This is a genomic window from Eisenbergiella porci (genome assembly GCF_009696275.1).
In the GTDB taxonomy this organism is placed as follows: domain Bacteria; phylum Bacillota; class Clostridia; order Lachnospirales; family Lachnospiraceae; genus Eisenbergiella; species Eisenbergiella porci.
The window spans coordinates 102508-121026 of sequence record NZ_VUMI01000008.1 but is presented as its reverse complement, the minus strand read 5'-3'; the positions used below and the strand labels follow the sequence as shown (position 1 = coordinate 121026).

Here is an 18519-nt window from a genome sequence, read left to right as displayed (position 1 = left end):
ATAATGATGATAGGATAATCTTCAAATCCTATCACGATATGGAGGGGAGATTATTCATGCAGTACAACTATGATGAAATTATTAAATACATAAAAGAAATAAAGGACGCAGTTTCTGCAGGCAGATATCGAATAGAAATCAATAAAAAACGGCAGAAAAATACAGAATTATTCAGAGATTATCTTATCAGTGAAGAGAAATGCAGAGAAATACTTTTAAGTTTGGAGGTAAATGATTTTTGTGAAATACTGCATAATGAGCATGAAGGCTTTGAACATGAATTGCTTTATGTATTTGGAAAAGAAGTAAGATTATTGCAGAGATTTGGGGAGGAAGAGGAGTTATTGTCACTATATATTAAGTTTAATAAACTTTTTAACAGGTATGTGATAGTAATCTCTTTTCATAAACAGGAATATCCGCTTGTTTATGCTTTTAAATAATATGTGGTAGCTCAGGACGGCGGGAATATTGGTGTAAAAATGGGGTTATAAATAAATCTGTTTTTGTACCAATATTCATATCGGATGAACATCTGATCTTTCTTGAATGGCACCGCTATTCAAGAAGATACACTGTACTGGACAGTTACAATATTTTTAGAAATGGTACAGAATATAAGCATGTTGAAAAACAGAGAGGTGTGGATATGACAGAGGTAAGGAGAATGGATTTTTGTACTGAATGCAGGAAGGAAACAGAGTATTTGCTGCTAAAAACGGTACAAAGGGAGACGATCAGGGAAAAGGAGTACGAGTTTAAGCTGACAACAGCCATCTGCAGGGAATGCGGCGCAAGACTGAGCGTTCCCGGACTTATGGATCGCAATGCACAGGAGAGGGATATTCAGTACCGAGAAGCTGAGGACATAATAAAAATAGATGAAATAAGAAAGCTTATGGAAATTTACCGCATTGGCAAGGCGCCGCTGTCATTGGCACTGGGGTTTGGGGAAATAACAATATCCAGATATTTAGAGGGTCAGATACCTTCAAAAGCCTACTCCGTAATCATGAGAAAGGCGTTATCAGACCCGGAATATATGGAGAACTTACTGATTCAAAACAGAGAGAAGGTTGGGGAAACAGCATATAGGAAAGCATCACGCGCTGCCGCAGAGCTGAAGGAACTGTTTAAAATTTCCGAGAAAATGCTGATAACCATTGCCTATATTTTTCAACAGATGCAGGAGGTTACGCCACTGGCGCTTCAGAAAATTTTATATTATATACAGGCTATATATTTAGTCCTGTTTGATGAGCTACCTTATCCGGAAAAATGCAAGGCATGGGTCCATGGCCCTGTCTATGAAAGTGTTTACTATCTGTTCAGGGATTTTAAATTTAATCCGATTGAAGATAACCGGTTTGTCATGTTGACCGGTAAAGCAAAGAAATTGGGAGACAAAGAGAAGAGAGTGATTGATCTGGTGATCGGTACGTTCGGGATGTACAGCGGGAAAGCACTGGAGGCAATTACACATGAGGAAACACCCTGGATTGAAGCCAGAATGGGCTGCGATCCAGATGAACCTTCTAATACGATTATATCATGGAGTTCGATGAAAGAATATTTTACAAAAGTGGCTGAAAAATATGGTGTGGAGTCTGTTGAGGGACTTAATAGGTATATCGAATCAAAACTGGGGCTGCGGAAGGAAATATAGGGCTGTGAGGAGTGCAACCTCCCCAATATGTGAAACCGGTACGCCGGAATACACAGGGAAGGAGGGAGCGCTCGTATCATCATACGAAATTATTTTTTCGATTTTTATAGGAATAAAGAGAACAAACATTTTCTTTCAAAGATACGCTGCCATGTCCTTTTTTCCGTGCTATAATATTCCCCATAAACCAATCGGAAAGGAAATCTCACCAATTGAAATCAAAAATACTGGCAGAAGACCAACATATACTTGTATGCTACAAGCCGCCGGGGCTTGCGGTGCAGAGCGGCAGGATCGGGGAACCGGACATGATCAGCGAACTGAAAAATTATCTGGGAGGCAGGAATCCCTATCTGGGACTGGTTCACCGGCTGGATCAGCCGGTATCCGGCATCCTGGTTTTTGCGAAAACGCCTCAGGCCGCGGCTAAGCTCAGCCAGCAGGCGGCGGCTCATGGGGAAGCGCCGCAGGGCGGGAAAAACCAGACGGGTAAACAAAAAAAGAACGGAAATCAAAAGCCGGGAAAAGGAGCAATACCTTCTATGGAAAAGGGGTACATGGCCCTTGTTTATACCGGAACGAAAAGAGATGGAACAGCTACAGAGCAGATACATCAGATACAAGAATCCGTACAGGAACCGGGTCTTTATAAGGAAGGGAATAAGATACGGAGGAAAGAAATAAAACTCGTTGATTATCTTCTCCGGGATGCCGGACAAAATACATCAAGAGTGGTGAAGGCAGATACAAAAGGCGCCAGGAGAGCGGAGCTATTGTATGAGGTGGTAGAGAAAAGGGACAGGCAGGCGCTTGTCAGGATACGGCTTCTCACCGGACGTCACCATCAGATACGTGTTCAGTTTGCCAACGCTGGGCTGCCGCTTTTGGGAGATGCCAGGTATGGGACGGAAGAAAGCAGGGGGTATTCCGCAGAAAAAGGGTATGGAAATATATGTCTCTGTGCCTTTTCTTTAAGTTTTTATCATCCGGCAACCGGAAAAAAGATAGATTTTCAGTTGGAGGAGCTTCCATGGATCAAAAACAATTGACGGGACAAAATATAAGCGATGGAGCAGAGTCCAAAGACCACATAGGGGCTGACGGTGACGGCAGCGGCAGCGGGCAGGAAAGCAGGGATGCGGGCTGGGTGATAGCTAATATCAGGGATTTTGCGCAATTTCTTACCGGCTGCTGGATGTTTCTTATGCTGGCGGTATTTCCGTTGTACTTTGGGGATAAATACCATGAAATAGGCGCTTATAAGTATTCCTTTTTTTCAGGGGTATCAACAATGATTCTCGTTCCGGCAGCAGTGCTGGCGGTGCTTGTACTGGTGTGGAACCTGGGGAAAAGCAGGCTGCGTGTAGTAAAAGGGGAGATTTCTGCGTTGGACGCAGGAGTTTTGCTGTATATGGCGGCTTCGGCAGTTTCCTATTTATTGAGTGATTTTCCTTCGGAGGCATGGGAAGGCGTGGGAGGCTGGAATATGGGGCTGCGTACCCAGCTGCTTATGGGAACCTCCTATTTTCTGATTTCCCGTCTGTTTCCCTGGAAAAAAGGGGCACAAGGACCGGGTTTTTTATGGACCACGGGGATAGGCGGGAAACTGATTTTCTGCGGCTTTTTTCTGGGATCAGGACTCACTTTTCTGTTGGGTATTCTGCACAGATTCCTCATTGATCCGTTGGGAATGTATAAAGGGATTGACAGCTCCTACCATATATGGTTTCTGTCCACGATTGGGCAGGCTACCTGGTATTCCAGCTATGTATGTACGGTTTTTGCGGTTGGGCTTTGTATCTTTTTTGCCGCAGAGAGCAGGAAAATCAGGGTGATTTCGGGGATTTACTGCGTGTTGGGCTTCATGACCCTGGTAACGCAGAACAGTGACAGTGCATTTTCGTCCATGTTTTTGCTGTTTCTGGGGCTGTTTGCCGTGGCCTGCGGCAGTCCCCATAAGATGGAGAGGTTTCTTGAAGTAATTATTTTGAGCGCCGCGTCCTTTAAAGCGATTGGCTTACTGCAGTGGGGGTTTGCGGATAAGGCGCTGGAGCTGGGGACATTATCCATGTCACTTTCCCAAGGATGGATTTCCTGGCTGGTTCTGTTGGTTGTTGCGGCCTGCTATATTGCGCTGCTGCAGCTGGAGGAAAAAAGGGGTGAAGCACGGTTAAAAGAAAGTTGGAAAAAATGGGGAAGCCGGCTGCGCCTGGTTTGTATTTTCATGGCCGCGGCGGGAATTGTGCTGGCGGTTATTTTGATTTATTTTAATACAAACGGATTTTTGCAGGAATGGTTTGGGATTACACTGAATAACCAGTATCTTCTGTTTGATAATAAATGGGGAAGCGACAGAGGGTTCATATGGAAAACTGCGGCCGGGCTGTTTGCGGCTCTTCCCTTTGGGAAAAAGCTTTTCGGCGTGGGGCCGGACTGTTTTATGCCCTATAGCTACAGTATACCGGAGTATGCGGATAAATTGTATCAATACTGGAAACCCAATATCCTTACCAATGCGCATAATGAATTTTTAAATTTGCTCATTTGCATTGGAATTGCAGGGCTTCTGGCTTTTATTGCCATGCTTTGTATGGGAGTGGCGCGTTTTTACCGTGCATCCCGGAAAAGTCCACTGATTCTTGCGGGAATGCTTTGTATCCTGGCCTATGCGGGATCTAATTTTTTCTGTTATCAGCAGGTATGCTGTACGCCGTTTCTTTTTATCATCATGGGACTGGCGGAAAGCGCCTTAAGGCGGCTGGAAAAGTAAAAAAATCCGGTGGTTGAAACTGGCAGCTTCAAATTGATTCTGAAGCAGGATAGATTTGAGTGAAATCCTTATACTAATCACGTGAAAATTTTGAGGAAAACAGGTGATATGGGTATGGGGAAATTGTTGGAAAAAGGTCCGAAAAAACTGATTTTTGCCGCGGGATCCGGTTTGGGAGTATTTCTTGGCTTCCGCTATTTATTTCCGCTCATTACGCCCTTTCTGCTGTCTTTCTGTATTGTTTACCTCTGCAATCCATGGCTGAACAGGCTGCAGGGGAAAACACATATAAAAAAGGAAATTCTGCTTGCGGGAATTCTGGCTGCCGCTGCCGCATTGCTGGTTGTTATTGTCTGGGCGGCATTGCAGGGCGGCTTTGGGCAGGCAAAGGTACTGGCGGATAACTGGGACAGTATGTGTGTGCAGATAAGGTGTTTTTTCGGGGACTGCTGTCTGTTTGCCCAGGAGCATTTTGGTGTGGATGCGGTTAAAGTAGAGAAGGCGGTCCTGGAAAAAGTGGACATATTTATAGAGAACCTCCAGGTACAGTTTGTCCCGAACATGGTGAAGGAATCCTGGTGGTATCTGAAAAAAATAATTTCCTGCGCGGCATTTCTTGGAGTCAGCTTCATTGCTTCGATTCTGCTCTGCAAGGACTATGACGGGATGGTGGAAAGGCTGCAGGACGGAGGAGAAGGCGCGGAAGCGGTGGAAAAGGCTTTTGGCATTGCGGAGCGGATTATCCGCCTGGTGGGGGTGTACCTGAAAGCGCAGGCTGTCATTCTTCTGGTGATTATGGTGATATGCTGCCTGGGGCTTTGGCTGGGAAGGATCGGCCATGGGCTGACGCTTGGCATACTGGCCGGACTACTGGATGCCCTGCCCTTTATCGGGACCGGAATCGTACTGATGCCTACGGCATTCTGGCAGTTGGTAAACGGCCGTATTGGCGCGGCGGTGCTGTGCGTGGTTGTTTATGTGGCATGCATGGGGGCGAGGGAATTCCTGGAGCCTAAGCTGATGGGCGAAAAAACAGGGATTTATCCGATCTTTATGCTTCTTTCCGTATATGCCGGCGTGAAGCTGTTCGGCGTTTCCGGAATTATCAAGGGGCCGCTTGCCATGGTAATCCTGCTGGAATTATGGCGGTATTTCATGGGCAGAGAGAAGGAGTGTCCTTGCGGAGGCGGAGAGGAAAAGCTATAATATTTTATGATGCTTTCATAACGGTTCGGAACCTATGCTGTTTTTTATTTTTAACGCTTTGGTTCTGCATGCAGAAATTTTCAGAAGAGGAAAAACTATGTATATAGGGGATTTGCATATTCATTCGCGCTATTCCAGGGCTACAAGCAGGGATTGTACGCCGGAATACCTGGATTTATGGGCCAGGAAAAAGGGAATCGATATTGTGGGGACCGGCGATTTCACCCATCCGGCATGGCGGGAGGAGCTGAAGGAAAAGCTGGAGCCGGCGGAGGATGGTCTGTACACGCTGAAGGATGAGTACCGGATCCATGACGCTGCGGCTCCGGATGATCGCAGGCCGCGTTTTGTGGTGACCGGGGAAATCAGTTCCATATATAAGAAAAAGGATAAGGTGAGGAAGGTTCACAGCCTTCTGCTTTTGCCAGGTCTTAAGGATGCGGACAGGCTTGCTCGCAGGTTGGAGCTGATCGGGAATATCCATTCCGACGGCCGGCCGATTCTGGGGCTGGACTGCAGGGATTTGCTGGAAATCATGCTGGAAACCTCTCCGGAGGCCTTATATGTTCCCGCCCATATCTGGACGCCGCATTTTTCCATGTTCGGTGCGTTTTCCGGGTTTGATGCCATTGAGGATTGTTATGAGGATATGACGCCCTATATCCATGCGCTGGAAACCGGGCTTTCCTCTGATCCGCCCATGAATTGGAGGATTTCCGCCCTGGATTCCTATCAGCTCATATCCAATTCGGATGCACATTCCCCGGCAAAGCTTGGACGGGAAGCCAATCTTTTTGAGATTCCGCTGTCCTTCTCCGGGCTTGCGGATGCCATAACCACAGGAAACGGCCTTCAGGGAACCATTGAATTTTTCCCGGAGGAAGGGAAATACCACTTTGACGGCCACAGGAAATGCAGTCTCTGCATCAGCCCGGCGGAGGCGCTTTCCTATGGAAATATATGTCCGGTGTGCGGCAAGAAGCTGACCATTGGCGTGCTGCACAGGGTGGAACAGCTGGCAGACCGGGAGGAGGGATTTGTATTGCCTCAGGCCAGGCCTTTTGAAAGCCTGGTTCCCCTGCCGGAGGTAATTGCCGCATCCACCGGAAAATCGGCTTCCTCTAAAAAGGTGCTGGAACAATATGAGAAGCTTCTGGGAAAGTTGGGGTCCGAATTCGACATCCTCCGTATCATTCCGGAGGAAGATATCAAGGCAGCCGCGGGGGCGCCGATTGCAGAGGGAATAAAACGGCTGAGGGAAGGCCGGGTTGACCGTACGCCGGGCTTTGACGGCGAATACGGCACTATCAGCCTTCTTACACCTTCGGAAATCAGCAGTCTGGAGGGACAGCTCAGTTTTTTTATCGAAGAGGGCATGGGAAACGAAGATTCTCCGGAAAAAATTCGTAGCCACAGACAGACGGAGGTGTTAAGAGCGGCCCGGCCTGAAGGGGGAACGTCTGTTACTGAAGAAAAAAATGATGAGGAACACGGCGCCGGAATATGCAATTCCCGGGAAGGGAATGCAAAAGAAAATAGTTCCGGATTGTATGAGGAGGCGAAGCTAAATCCTGGTCAGGAAGAGGCGGTGTGCGCCCTGGATCGGGTAACTGCCGTTATTGCAGGTCCCGGTTCGGGTAAAACAAAGACATTGATCTCGCGGATATCCTATCTTCTGAAGGAAAGAGGGATTGCACCTGCCTCCATTACGGCGGTGACTTTTACGAATAAGGCGGCGGAGGAAATGCGCAGCCGTCTGGAACGGCTGTCCGGCGGGAAAAGGGCGGCCTGCGAAATGAATATCGGTACCTTTCATGGAATCTGCAGCCGGTTCCTGACTTCGTCAGGTCTGGAATTTATGGTGGCGGACGAAGGACTGCAGGAGGAACTGGCGGAAAAAGCCATCGCCAGGTACGCTTTGAAGCTTTCCCCTTCCCGGTTCCTGCGGGAAATTTCTAACAGGAAATGCAGCGCAGCGCAGGGAGAGAGTCCGGCGGTGCAGGAAGAAAGCCGAGTGGTGCAGGAAGGGAGCCACGCATCCGGGGCGCAGGTCACTGCGGAGGCGGCCGCTTTTTATCAGGAACTGCTTGCCGGGGAAAAGGTGTTGGATTACGATGACCTTTTACTGGAAACGCTGCGGCTATTCCGGGAAAATCCAGGCGCAGAGGCAGAGAAGCAGTTTCAGTATCTGCTGGTGGATGAATTCCAGGATATTAACCCGGTGCAGTATGAGCTGCTTAAGGCCTGGAATCGGAACGGCTGGGAGCTTTTTGTAATCGGGGATCCGGATCAGTCCATATATGGCTTCCGTGGATCGGACGCCGGCTGTTTTTCCAGGCTGGAGGCGGACTATCCGCAGATACATACGGTAAGGCTTGAGGAAAACTACCGATCCGCGCCGGCGGTTCTGGAGAGTGCGTTGTCCCTTATTTCTCATAATGACGGGGAAAAAAGAAGGATGCATGCTTTGGCCAAGGAGGACGCTCTGGTCCGTGTGGTGGAGGCCTCCGGGGAGATGGGGGAAGCAATTTTTACGGCAAAGGAAATTAACCGCCTGATTGGCGGAATAGATATGCTGGATGTGGAGGAAAATCATAGCGGTGAGCAAAGAAGGGTGCGCAGTTTTTCCGATATCGCAGTGCTTTACCGCACGCACAGACAGGCACAGTTTCTGGAAAAATGCCTTCGGCAGGAGGGCATCCCTTACGTGGTTGCAGGCAGGGAGGATTTCCTGCTTGAAAAAAATGTCCGGGGTACGCTTTACTTTTTCCAATATGTCCTTCACCCGGAGGATGAGGCTGCGGGGCAGTTGTGTCTCAGGCTTCTCTGGCCGCCGGAGGAAAAGACGGCAGAGGAACAGCTGACGCTTCTTATTTCCAAATATAAAAGGAGAATACATAAGGACAGGACGGAAAAGCTTCTGGAAAACTGGATAAAGGACAGAAAGCTGGAGGAAAGCGGCGAAATGGAGAAGCTTGTGAACGCTGCGGTTCTATATCCTGAGATGGAGCATTTCCTGGAAACACTTTCCTTGGGCGCTGAGGGTGACATCAGGAGAAGCGGAAGCCGCAGGTTCCCGGCGGACGCCGTTACACTTATGACCCTGCATGGTTCAAAGGGGATGGAATTTCCCGCCGTGTTTATTTATGGGATCCGAAAAGGGTTGTTACCGCTGGAGCTGGGGACGGCTTCGGGTGATGTGCAGGAGGAAAGAAGGCTTCTTTATGTTGGCATGACGCGGGCCAGGGAGGAATTAATACTCACCTTTTCCGGGGAGCCTTCCATGTTTCTTGGGGAAATCCCCGATAAGTTTTCGCAGAGGGAGCAGGCGAAGAAGGAGAAGCCTGTTGAGGAAGCGGTGCAATTAAGCTTGTTTGATTTTATGGTATAGATTATAGGATAAGTTGCCGTCCGGGTATGAATGAATGCCCGGACGATTTTTTGTATAGCATATTTTTGTTTTGACTGCTGGTATTGTAATTTTTAAAAAAGTTACGAAACCAGCTATTTTTATTACAATGTAACGCTTAGTGTAACACATATGGTTTTATAATCAGGTTAACACATGAAAAAAAGCAGCTGATGTAACGCTATTGAAGCGGACCATAAAACAGTATGTTTCGAATCCGGGAGGCAGTACGGTGCAGGATGAACAGAACTTCAAAAAAAAAATTAGTCAGGGAGCTTCCTTTATCATTCGTATCACCGACAGGAAAAATGATACCTGGCAGGGTTCAATTACCTGGACAGATAGAGGAGTTACAAAATATTTCCGAAGTTCTCTGGAGCTGATAAAGTTGATGGACAGCGCAGTTCAGGCGGCAGCGCCGGAAGCGGGGTACAAAGTGACTGATAAAGGTAAGGAAAATATTAGAAGGATCAAAACAGAGAGGAGATCGAGTATATGAAAAAGGCAAAGAGCACTCAGAGAATATGGGCATTTCTGCTTGCATTCGTTTTAACTGTAACGACGATTGGCAGTGATGGGCTGACAATTACAGCTGCAGAGGGAGAAAAGGCGGCAGTCGAAACCATAGAAGTATCAGAGGAAGACGAAGCTAATCTGAACAATACAGAGGATAATATATCTGAGGGGTCAGAGAAAAAAGAGACAGATCCATCACAGCCTGAAGATACGGAGGCAAAGGATGATTCTGTGCAGGAAGCAATTAAAAATACGGAAAGCCCTGCTGTTGAAACGGATGAAGATAATACCGAGGCAGTCTTTGAAGAAAGTACTGAGACTATATCTGAAGAAAGTACCGAAACAGTATCCGATAAAACTCAGGTAGAAAATGTTGAAAGTGAAAACAGTACATGGACCGTGAGTTTTCATAAAGAAGGCAATGTACTGATTCAAGATGCTTCCGGCAATGAAATAGACGAAACAGTAGCTGTGGAAAAAGGAAGTGAAATTTCTTTTTTCGTAGAAGCAGATGAGGGAGAGTCTTTTACAGTAAAAACAGAAGGAAATATAATTACTCCTGATAATGGCTGTTACACAGTAAAGCCGGAATCTGATATTACAATTGAAGTGATCGCTGTTGAGGAAGAGACAATACAGGAAGAGGTTAAACCGGCTATCATTACGTTTAGAATGCTGAAGGCTCCGACAAACGAAATGGTAAAGGTCACTTATAATTTTAATGGTGAGGAAGGGCCGGGATCTACAGTAAATCAGATTCCGTTAGGAACAATTGCCAATAATGCCCCTGATTATGAAGGTTATTCTTTTATTAATGCAACGATTGGCAATACGGAGATTGTTTTTGTTGGTATTTATGAAGGCATTTATTATTATAGTGTAGATGGGGAATCCGCGTTGGAGTTAGGGGATTCCGAAATTCAGCTGAACTATGAGCTGGAAAAACAAAAATACAATATTTCCTTTGTATATGATGATAAAAAAGGCTACATTAAAGGGGAAAAGGTAATTACGGGGGATAAGGGAGCAAAGCTATCCTATACATTTACCCCTGTCCCAAATAAAGATTGTGAAATTAAAGAAGTAACCATTAATGGAGAAAAGGCTACGGCGCAAAAGGACGGAACCTATACAGTAGCTGAAGTAACAGAGGATTTAATTATAGCAGTATCTTTCATTGAAAAGAATGTTTTTACAATCACAAAAAGTTTATCGTCCAACAGTGAAAATGGAACGTTTACCGGAAATGACAATGCCGATTATAATGGAACCTGGACCGGCACGATTAGAACCCCGGATAAAAATTATGGTCTGACGTACCTTTTGGTTAACGGAGTCCATGTAAAAATTCCGGCTAATAATAATACGGCTAATACTGAAATTGATGGAATGGAGATTGCTGTTTCCAGAAGTAATGCTGGATATGCCTATCAGTATAAAATCAGCATCAGTAATATTAAGCAGGATTTGGATGTGGAAGGCCATTTAAGGAAAAACAGCGCATACGAAATTGCATTGGTTCAGGCTGAAGGTGTTGATGTTTATTATTGGAATGGAAACGGGTTGGAAAAAATATATCCCGGCTCCGTGGTAAAATTCAATTATAATTTATCTGAAAGAAAGGTTGCAGTTTTTTATGCGAAAACACAGCCGGGATATGAACCTCACTTCAGTTCTGAAGGAACAGGTTTTAAAATTATAGACAATATCAATAAAAATAATTATTCAGGGAAGCAGCAGGCCATTGATTTAGGGTGTACTCACGAATTCCATTACACAAATAATACAGATCAAAAGAACAGAACAGTGTATCTGAAGGCTGTACCGATTGAGTATCGTGTTTTTTACGATGCTAATGGCGGAAATTCCTCATTTTACGATAAGGATAATTACGCGTTGGTAAATGGCAGGAATAAAATTTTTGTCAGTACGGAAGTCCCTGCCAGAAATAATTATGTTTTTGCAGGATGGAAATTGAAAGGCGACAGTACAGGAAAGATTTATTCTGCAAAAGAACTGGTTACACTGACGGCGGATAATATATCTAAACTGGCGGCAGACAAGGTAATTACCTTTACTGCCCAATGGCTGCCAAAAAATGAAGCAGCAAGCTATAATGTACGGCATTTTATTGAAACTGCAGAAGGCAAATACGAACTGAAGGAAGAAAAGACGCTGATTGGTAAGCCGGGAGCCACCGCTTTCGCAATACCTAAAAATTATGAAGGCTATGAGGTGGATTATTCGGTTGAGGGTACGGTCAGGGCCGGAAAGGTTCTGAATGATGGTTCTTTAACACTTGCTTTATATTACAGGCTTAAGAACTATCAGCTGTCATATAATGGGAATGCATCGGGAGTATCTAATGTACCCTCCGGCAGTATGTACAAAGGTGGAAGTAACGTTACTGTTTCTTCCAAAATTCCGGTAAGGAATGGATATACTTTCCTTGGCTGGAGTGAAACTGCGGCTGGAAAAGTAAAGTATAAGGCAGAAGATGTGTTTTTTATGCCGTACAAGAATGTCGCTTTATTTGCGCAGTGGGAGAAGAATAAAAACGAAACAAAGAAGCTGAGCTATCAGGTAGTATACCAGGTAGAAGGTGGAGAAGTGCTTGATACAGTAAACAAGACCGTGGATATTTGGGTGAATGCTGATGAGTATAAAGTAGAATCAGTAGAAAGCAAGAGCTTCGCGGGCTTTAAGCAGAAAGTGGATTCTCCGAAGCTGCCGCAGACAGTAAAAGAGAAAGATAAGATCTATGTTCTTTATGAAAAGAATGAAGAGGCAACGAAGAAGCTGAGCTATCAGGTAGTATACCAGGTAGAGGGTGGAAAGGTCCTTGATACAGTAAATAAGACCGTAGATATTTGGGTGAATGCTGATGAGTATAAAGTAGAATCAGTAGAAAGCAAGACCTTTGCGGGTTATAAGCAGAAAGCGGATTCCCCGAAGCTGCCACAGACAGTAAAAGAGAAAGATAAGATCTATGTTCTTTACGAAAAGAATGAAGAGGCAACAAAGAAGCTGAGCTATCAGGTAGTATACCAGGTAGAAGGTGGAAAGGTCCTTGATACAGTAAATAAGACCGTAGATATTTGGGTGAATGCTGATGAGTATAAAGTAGAAACAGTAGAAAACAAAACCTTTACGGGCTATAAACAGAAAACTGATTCTCCGAAGCTGCCGCAGACAGTAAAAAATAATGATAAGATCTATGTTCTTTACGAAAAGAATGAGGAAGCAACGAAGGAACTGCACTACCAGGTGGTGTACCGGGTAGAAGGTGGAAAGGTCCTTGATACAGTAAATAAGACTGTAGATATTTGGGTAAATGCTGATGAGTATAAAGCAGAATCAGTAGAAAGCAAGACCTTTGTGGGTTATAAGCAGAAAACTGATTCTCCGAAGCTGCCGCAGACAGTAAAAGAAAATGACAAGATCTATGTCCTTTACGAAAAGAATGAAGAGGCAACAAAGAAGCTGAGCTATCAGGTAGTATACCAGGTAGAAGGCGGAGAAGTGCTTGATACAGTAAATAAGACCGTAGATATTTGGGTGAATGCTGATGACTATGAAGTAGAAACAGTAGAAAGCAAGAGCTTTACGGGCTATAAGCAGAAAACTGATTCTCCGAAGTTGCCGCAGACAGTAAAAGATAATGATAAGATATATGTTCTTTATGAAAAGAATGAGGAAGAAACGAAGGAACTGCACTTCCAGGTGGTGTATCAGGTAGAAGGTGGAAAGGTTCTGGATACTGTAGATAAGACCGTAAATATTTGGGTGAATGCTGACGACTATGAAGTAGAAACAGTAGAAAGTAAGGCCTTTACGGGCTATAAGCAGAAATCAGATTCTCCGAAGCTGCCGCAGACAGTAAAAGACAATGACAAGATCTATGTCCTTTACGAAAAGAATGAAGAAGCAACAAAGAACCTGAGCTATCAGGTAGTATACCAGGTAGAAGGCGGAGAAGTACTTGATACTGTAGATAAGACCGTAAGCATCTGGATAAACGCTGATGACTACGAAGTAACATCAGTAGAAAGCAAGAGTTTCACAGGCTATACACAGAAATCAGATTCCCCGAAGCTGCCGCAGACAGTAAAAACAGGTGATATTGTATACGTTTATTATACTGAAAACACAATCACAATCACCTACAATGCTGATGCAAATGGTACTGTAAGCAATGCCGGTGAAACCTTAAATGCAGTGACCGGCGTGGCTAAGGGTTCTGAAGCGGCTGCGGATAATGGATACCATTTTGTAAATTGGACCAATGAAGCTGGAGAAGTGGTAAGTACGGATGCAGCATTTGTGCCGGCTAAGATAGACGGAATGAATGTAGAAGCGGCTTATACTGCACACTTTGCAGCCAACCCTGTTACCCCTCCGGATAACCCGACTCCTGACAATCCGACACCTGGAGATCAGACCACCGGTGATCAGACACCCGGAACGACTCCGGAACCTACAACTTCCGTGCTGGGTGAAGCATATGCTCCCGTTCAGCCTGAAATATCGGTTCTTGGTGAGGCCGCAGCGCCTGACAGCGGGGCAGAGGTAGGTATTCTCGGTGAAAGTAAGGGTCCCGGGACTGGCGACACAGCTCCAATCGCAGGATGGACGTTTGTAATTGCAGGAGCGATTCTGACGTTGGCACTGACAGCAAAAAAACGTAAAAAAGAAGATAAATGACGGATTGTTATTACAGAAGTAAGTAATTCAGAGGGGGCCATTGCCGACAGGCAATGGCCCCCTCTATTGAACGCCCGGCGGGCATACATTCTAACCAGTGAAAGCCTGGATTCCACCCCGATATCGGGAAGACTTTAGCTGGATAGTAGTGAGCATGGACTTATAAAGTTTTTTGACGCAATAAGCTGATTTCGGTCTTATCGCGGACGATAAGAGATGGACGGGTGATATTACTGATACACAAATATCTGCTTGCAGGAGTAACCCGGAATACCCCTTTAGTGAAATCAAAAGAGACATACCCAAAAGAAGGCTATTTAGTCAGCTAATTCAGTACGCTATGTAGAATAGAAAATGTATCGCCGGTAGCAAGAATGCACCCCGTCAGCCTTGGTATTTATCCGGACTCATAACCGACTCCGGAGTCGGCAGGGGAGTCTGTTATGCTCAAATAAACTTTATCTGCGCATCCTTAGGCAGAGCCAGTTTGCATTCCACTTCAGCACATTTGATGATTCCTGCAATTACAGGGCAGGCTGCATGAATCGGGAAATGATCTCCCGCATATTCAAACAACGGACCCTGTCCCGGTTTCGTAAGGCAAAGCTCAAAGGCATCAAAGGTGTCTCCCAGTTCCTCCATCATTTGTATATTCACAGGATAAACGCATCAGTCGGGATAACTGTACTGTTGCCTGGACATTTTATATTACTCAGTTTTCAAATAATTATCTTGACAACAGCCATTCTCCAAACTATCATGAGAATGTAATTACATTTTCAGGTACTTACAATCAAATATTCAGAAAAACAGAGGTCAGAGAGATTGATTATTAGAATAAGATTCAGATAGTTATTCCCGAATAAAATATATGGCACAGTAGCCTTCCGCAATCGGCCGGGAACAGATACCGCTGGTGCGGAAAGAAGTCTGTAGTTGTCAGGAATCCGGACAGCTGCGGGATTTTTTTGTATGCTGCCATATATATGGGGAATAATATTTGTTTCTTACAGGCAGGAGTCCGGGCATATTGCCGTTTCCCGGATACTGCGGGGAGCAATCTCTTTTTTTGTACCTGAAAATGAGAAAAAGGAGGTAAGGGACTGTTAAATGTATTTTACAGTTCCGACAGATATGTTTAGCATGTGGATTAAAAAATTTATCAGATTAAGGAAGAAAAATAAAAGCAGCATATAGATAACAGGTTTGTGTCTGCGCTGCTGCCGCAAGCCTGGGGCTTTGTTCGAGCCTGCAGCAAATTACAAAGCGGCGCGGAAAAGAGGATAGAATGAACGAAATAAATAATATAGATCAGACGGATATCTCCCGTGTCCTTCTGGTGGGAGTAAATATTGATGATAACCCGGATTTTGAAACAGCGATGGAGGAGCTTGAAAGCCTTGCAGAGGCCTGTGGGATGGAGGTTGCGGCTATTGTAGAACAGAATCTGTCAACGCCGAATCCCGCATTTTATATTGGAAGCGGAAAGGTACGTGAGGTACAGGAAGCTGTTGACCAGATGGATTTGGATTATGTGATTTTTGATGAAACGCTTTCCCCCTCCCAGCTGAAAAACCTGCAGAAGGAGGTGGGGGTGCCTATTATGGACAGAACCAACCTGATCCTGGAGATTTTTTCCCGCAGGGCGAAGACAAGGGAAGCCAGGCTTCAGGTGGAATCGGCCAACCTGCAGTATATGCTGCCCCGTCTGGTAGGGATGAGGGAAGCGCTGGGCAGGCAGGCCGGCGCCAGCGGCAGCCTCAGCAATAAGGGTACCGGTGAAAAGCAGATTGAGCTGGACAGAAGAAAAATAGAAAAGCGGATTAGCGAGCTTCGCAGGGAGCTGGAAGCTATAGAGCATGACAGGAATACGCAGCGTAAGCGCCGGAATCAGTCCGCGCTGCCGCAGGTGGCGCTGGTAGGCTACACAAACGCGGGGAAATCCACACTGATGAATAAAATGGTGGAGACCTATGTGGGGAAAGAGGAAAAAATGGTAATGGCAAAGGATATGCTTTTTGCCACCCTGGACACCACAGTGCGTAAAATCACGCAGAATGATAAAAAGGATTTTCTTCTGTCTGATACGGTCGGGTTTATCAGCAAGCTGCCCCATGGCCTGGTAAAGGCTTTCCGTTCCACCCTGGATGAGGTCCGGTATGCGGATTTGCTGCTTGAGGTGGTGGATGTTTCTGATGAGCATTACAGGGAACACATGCAGGTGACCGCGGAAACGCTGCGGGAGCTGGGAGCTGAAAAAATACCTTGTATTTATGTGATGAACAAGGCGGATCTGGTTATGCAGAAAGGTGAGCTGCCCAAGGTTGACGGGGATAAAATTTTCATGTCGGCCCTGGATGGATGCGGGCTGCAGGAGCTTCTGCGGATAATTAAGGAAAGGGTTTTTTCAGGAAACAGGCAAGGCTCCTTCCTCATTCCCTATGAAAAAGGGGAGATAGTGGGCTATTTTAACGATCATGCGACGGTTATCAGCCAGGAGTACCTGGCCGAGGGAGTAAGGCTGTTCGTAAGCTGCCGGGAAAGTGATTACGCCAAATACAAGGAGTATCTGATCCTGGAGGATTAAAGCAGTAACAGTTCTGCCGAAAGCTGGACTGTTATTTAAAGCATTTCATATAACTGGTTAAGGCGTCTCTTTCATATAAGAAAGCGGCGCCTTACAAGACAGGGAACAGGAGCAAAAAGATGTTGCTGAAGGCAGCCATATGTGATGATGAACCGCAGCAGGCGGGTATGCTTGAAAAATATGTGGCAGAATGGGCCGCCAATTCCGGCCTGCCGGTACAGATTAAGATTTTTCCCAGCGCGGAAGCCTTCCGCTTTGCCTGGGAGGAGGAAAAGGACTGGTGGCTGATCCTCCTGGATATTCAGATGCAGGGGGAAAACGGTGTTTCACTGGCTAAGTATCTGCGGGAAATGGATGAAAAACTGGAAATACTTTTCATCACCGCGCTTCCTGATTACATAGAGGAGGGCTATGATGTGGCGGCCCTTCATTATCTGCTGAAGCCGGTAAAAAAGGACAAGCTTTTTCAATGTCTGGACAAGGCTGTGAAAAAGGATGTGAAGGAAAGCTATCTGCTTCTTACCACAGTGGAAGGGGAACGGGTACGTGTTTTCCAGAAGGATATTTCATATATTGAAGCCTTTGCCCATACCGTGCAGATACATTTCAAGGGTGAGACTGCACAGGTGCGGTGTGGAATCCGCGCCCTGGAGGAGCAGCTGGAGGGTGGGCGTTTTGTCAGGTGCCACCGCTCCTATATTGCGGGACTTGGATTTGCGGCCCGGCTGAAAAAAACGGAGCTTCTGCTGGATGACGGGACAGCCATACCCATCAGCCGGCGGCTGTTCCCGGAGGTAAACCGGGCCTTTGTTTCTTATTATTTAAGGGAAGAGCAGGAGGTATGAGATGAAACTTTGGATGGCAGCCGCAGGCGGATTGGGAATTATTCTGGCGGGGATCGGGCTGTTCTTTCTTTTCAGGTGGTATCTGACCTGTCTGGTGGACCGAAGGATTGAAGGCTTCCAGAATGATCTGATCAGCAGGCAGGTGGATGAAGTGGAAAATATGTACCGCCAGATGCGGGGGTGGAGGCATGACTTTAAGAATCATATCCAGACCATGCTGGTTTTCGTACAGAATGGGGAGACGGAGCGCCTGGAGGGGTATCTGCAGAACCTGAACGAGGATCTGAACAGCGTGGATCAGGTATTAAAGACGGGAAATGTGATGGCGGATGCTATTTTAAACAGTAAGCTGTCGCTTGCCGGGGCGAGGAAAATAGCGGTCAATGCAAAGGCCAGGGTGCCTGAGCACATGGCTGTTTCCGATGTGAATCTTTGCTCCATTTTGGGAAATCTGCTGGACAATGCCATCGAATCCTGCATGAGGATAGAGGAGCCGGAAAAGAGATTCCTGCGGGTTTACATAGGGGTTATGAAGCAGCAGCTGTATATTTCCGTCACCAACTCCGCAGGAGATAACCTGAAAAAAACGGGAGGCCGTTTCCTTTCTTCCAAAAGCGGCCGGGATGAACAGGCCCGTTTTGGCTTTGGCCTGATGAGGATAGACGGTATTGTAAAACAGAACGGAGGGTATGTAAACCGCCAGACGGAAGAGGGCGTGTTTGCAACCGAGGTTATGCTGCCGCTGTAAAAACCAGGAGCTGTTTATAAAAATTAGGGGCTGTTTATAAAAACCATTCGTGCATGAGGGAATACCGC

12 protein-coding genes are annotated in these 18519 nt (G+C 46.0%); 11 read left to right on the top strand and 1 reads right to left on the bottom strand.

Features of this window, described 5'->3' with window-relative positions; all coding sequences use genetic code 11:
* Positions 1-56 precede the first annotated feature (56 nt).
* The 8 genes from FYJ45_RS07155 (at position 57) to FYJ45_RS07120 (ending at position 14271) form a co-directional block, all read left to right on the top strand.
* Positions 57-443 carry a hypothetical protein gene (locus tag FYJ45_RS07155; protein WP_154464051.1) on the top strand — a complete coding sequence of 129 codons (387 nt, stop codon included), beginning with the start codon at positions 57-59 and terminating at the stop codon, positions 441-443.
* A gap of 224 nt (positions 444-667) precedes the next feature.
* Entirely contained in the window at positions 668-1666 is a 999-nt protein-coding gene (locus FYJ45_RS07150; RefSeq protein ID WP_235930668.1) for a type II toxin-antitoxin system antitoxin SocA domain-containing protein, read from the top strand.
* A 212-nt stretch (positions 1667-1878) separates the two neighbouring features.
* A complete protein-coding gene (locus FYJ45_RS07145) occupies positions 1879-2715 on the top strand; it encodes an RluA family pseudouridine synthase (RefSeq protein ID WP_154464049.1) in 837 nt (278 codons plus the stop codon).
* Positions 2697-4436, top strand: coding sequence for an O-antigen ligase family protein (locus FYJ45_RS07140; RefSeq protein ID WP_195841710.1), 1740 nt, complete (start codon positions 2697-2699; stop codon positions 4434-4436). Before FYJ45_RS07145 ends, FYJ45_RS07140 begins: the two co-directional genes overlap by 19 nt.
* 114 nt (positions 4437-4550) lie before the next feature.
* Complete coding sequence (locus FYJ45_RS07135) at positions 4551-5642, top strand: AI-2E family transporter (RefSeq protein WP_195841709.1); 1092 nt, start codon at positions 4551-4553, stop codon at positions 5640-5642.
* Positions 5643-5739: 97 nt separating this feature from the next.
* Positions 5740-9033, top strand: coding sequence for a UvrD-helicase domain-containing protein (locus tag FYJ45_RS07130; RefSeq protein WP_154464046.1), 3294 nt, complete (start codon positions 5740-5742; stop codon positions 9031-9033).
* Between the two features lie 250 nt (positions 9034-9283).
* Positions 9284-9550: a hypothetical protein gene (locus FYJ45_RS07125; RefSeq protein ID WP_195841708.1), complete on the top strand. Its 267-nt coding sequence runs from the start codon at positions 9284-9286 to the stop codon at positions 9548-9550.
* The gene (locus FYJ45_RS07120) at positions 9547-14271 is read left to right on the top strand and encodes an InlB B-repeat-containing protein (RefSeq protein WP_154464045.1); all 4725 of its coding nucleotides are present in this window, start codon (positions 9547-9549) and stop codon (positions 14269-14271) included. Before FYJ45_RS07125 ends, FYJ45_RS07120 begins: the two co-directional genes overlap by 4 nt.
* Positions 14272-14718: 447 nt before the next feature.
* Here FYJ45_RS07120 and FYJ45_RS07115 read toward each other — a convergent pair whose 3' ends face one another.
* Complete coding sequence (locus FYJ45_RS07115) at positions 14719-14928, bottom strand: DUF6951 family protein (protein WP_195841707.1); 210 nt, start codon at positions 14926-14928, stop codon at positions 14719-14721.
* 631 nt (positions 14929-15559) lie between these two features.
* Here FYJ45_RS07115 and hflX point away from each other — a divergent pair.
* The 3 genes from hflX to FYJ45_RS07100 all read left to right on the top strand — a co-directional run bounded on the left by hflX (position 15560) and on the right by FYJ45_RS07100 (position 18451).
* Positions 15560-16858, top strand: a complete 1299-nt coding sequence (hflX, locus tag FYJ45_RS07110; protein WP_154464044.1) for a GTPase HflX — start codon at positions 15560-15562, stop codon at positions 16856-16858.
* A 119-nt stretch (positions 16859-16977) separates the two neighbouring features.
* On the top strand, positions 16978-17703 hold the full coding sequence (locus tag FYJ45_RS07105) for a LytR/AlgR family response regulator transcription factor (protein ID WP_154464043.1): 726 nt from the start codon (positions 16978-16980) through the stop codon (positions 17701-17703).
* Position 17704: 1 nt separating this feature from the next.
* On the top strand, positions 17705-18451 hold the full coding sequence (locus tag FYJ45_RS07100) for a sensor histidine kinase (protein WP_207708400.1): 747 nt from the start codon (positions 17705-17707) through the stop codon (positions 18449-18451).
* The last annotated feature ends 68 nt before the right edge of the window (positions 18452-18519 follow it).

What these genes read in the sequence shown, in the direction of transcription:
- FYJ45_RS07155 (WP_154464051.1), top strand. Translation starts at nt 57, where the DNA reads ATGCAGTACAACTATGATGAAATTATTAAATACATAAAAGAAATAAAG.
- FYJ45_RS07150 (WP_235930668.1), top strand. Translation starts at nt 668, where the DNA reads ATGGATTTTTGTACTGAATGCAGGAAGGAAACAGAGTATTTGCTGCTA.
- FYJ45_RS07140 (WP_195841710.1), top strand. Translation starts at nt 2,697, where the DNA reads ATGGATCAAAAACAATTGACGGGACAAAATATAAGCGATGGAGCAGAG.
- FYJ45_RS07135 (WP_195841709.1), top strand. Translation starts at nt 4,551, where the DNA reads ATGGGGAAATTGTTGGAAAAAGGTCCGAAAAAACTGATTTTTGCCGCG.
- FYJ45_RS07130 (WP_154464046.1), top strand. Translation starts at nt 5,740, where the DNA reads ATGTATATAGGGGATTTGCATATTCATTCGCGCTATTCCAGGGCTACA.
- FYJ45_RS07120 (WP_154464045.1), top strand. Translation starts at nt 9,547, where the DNA reads ATGAAAAAGGCAAAGAGCACTCAGAGAATATGGGCATTTCTGCTTGCA.
- hflX (WP_154464044.1), top strand. Translation starts at nt 15,560, where the DNA reads ATGAACGAAATAAATAATATAGATCAGACGGATATCTCCCGTGTCCTT.
- FYJ45_RS07105 (WP_154464043.1), top strand. Translation starts at nt 16,978, where the DNA reads ATGTTGCTGAAGGCAGCCATATGTGATGATGAACCGCAGCAGGCGGGT.
- FYJ45_RS07100 (WP_207708400.1), top strand. Translation starts at nt 17,705, where the DNA reads ATGAAACTTTGGATGGCAGCCGCAGGCGGATTGGGAATTATTCTGGCG.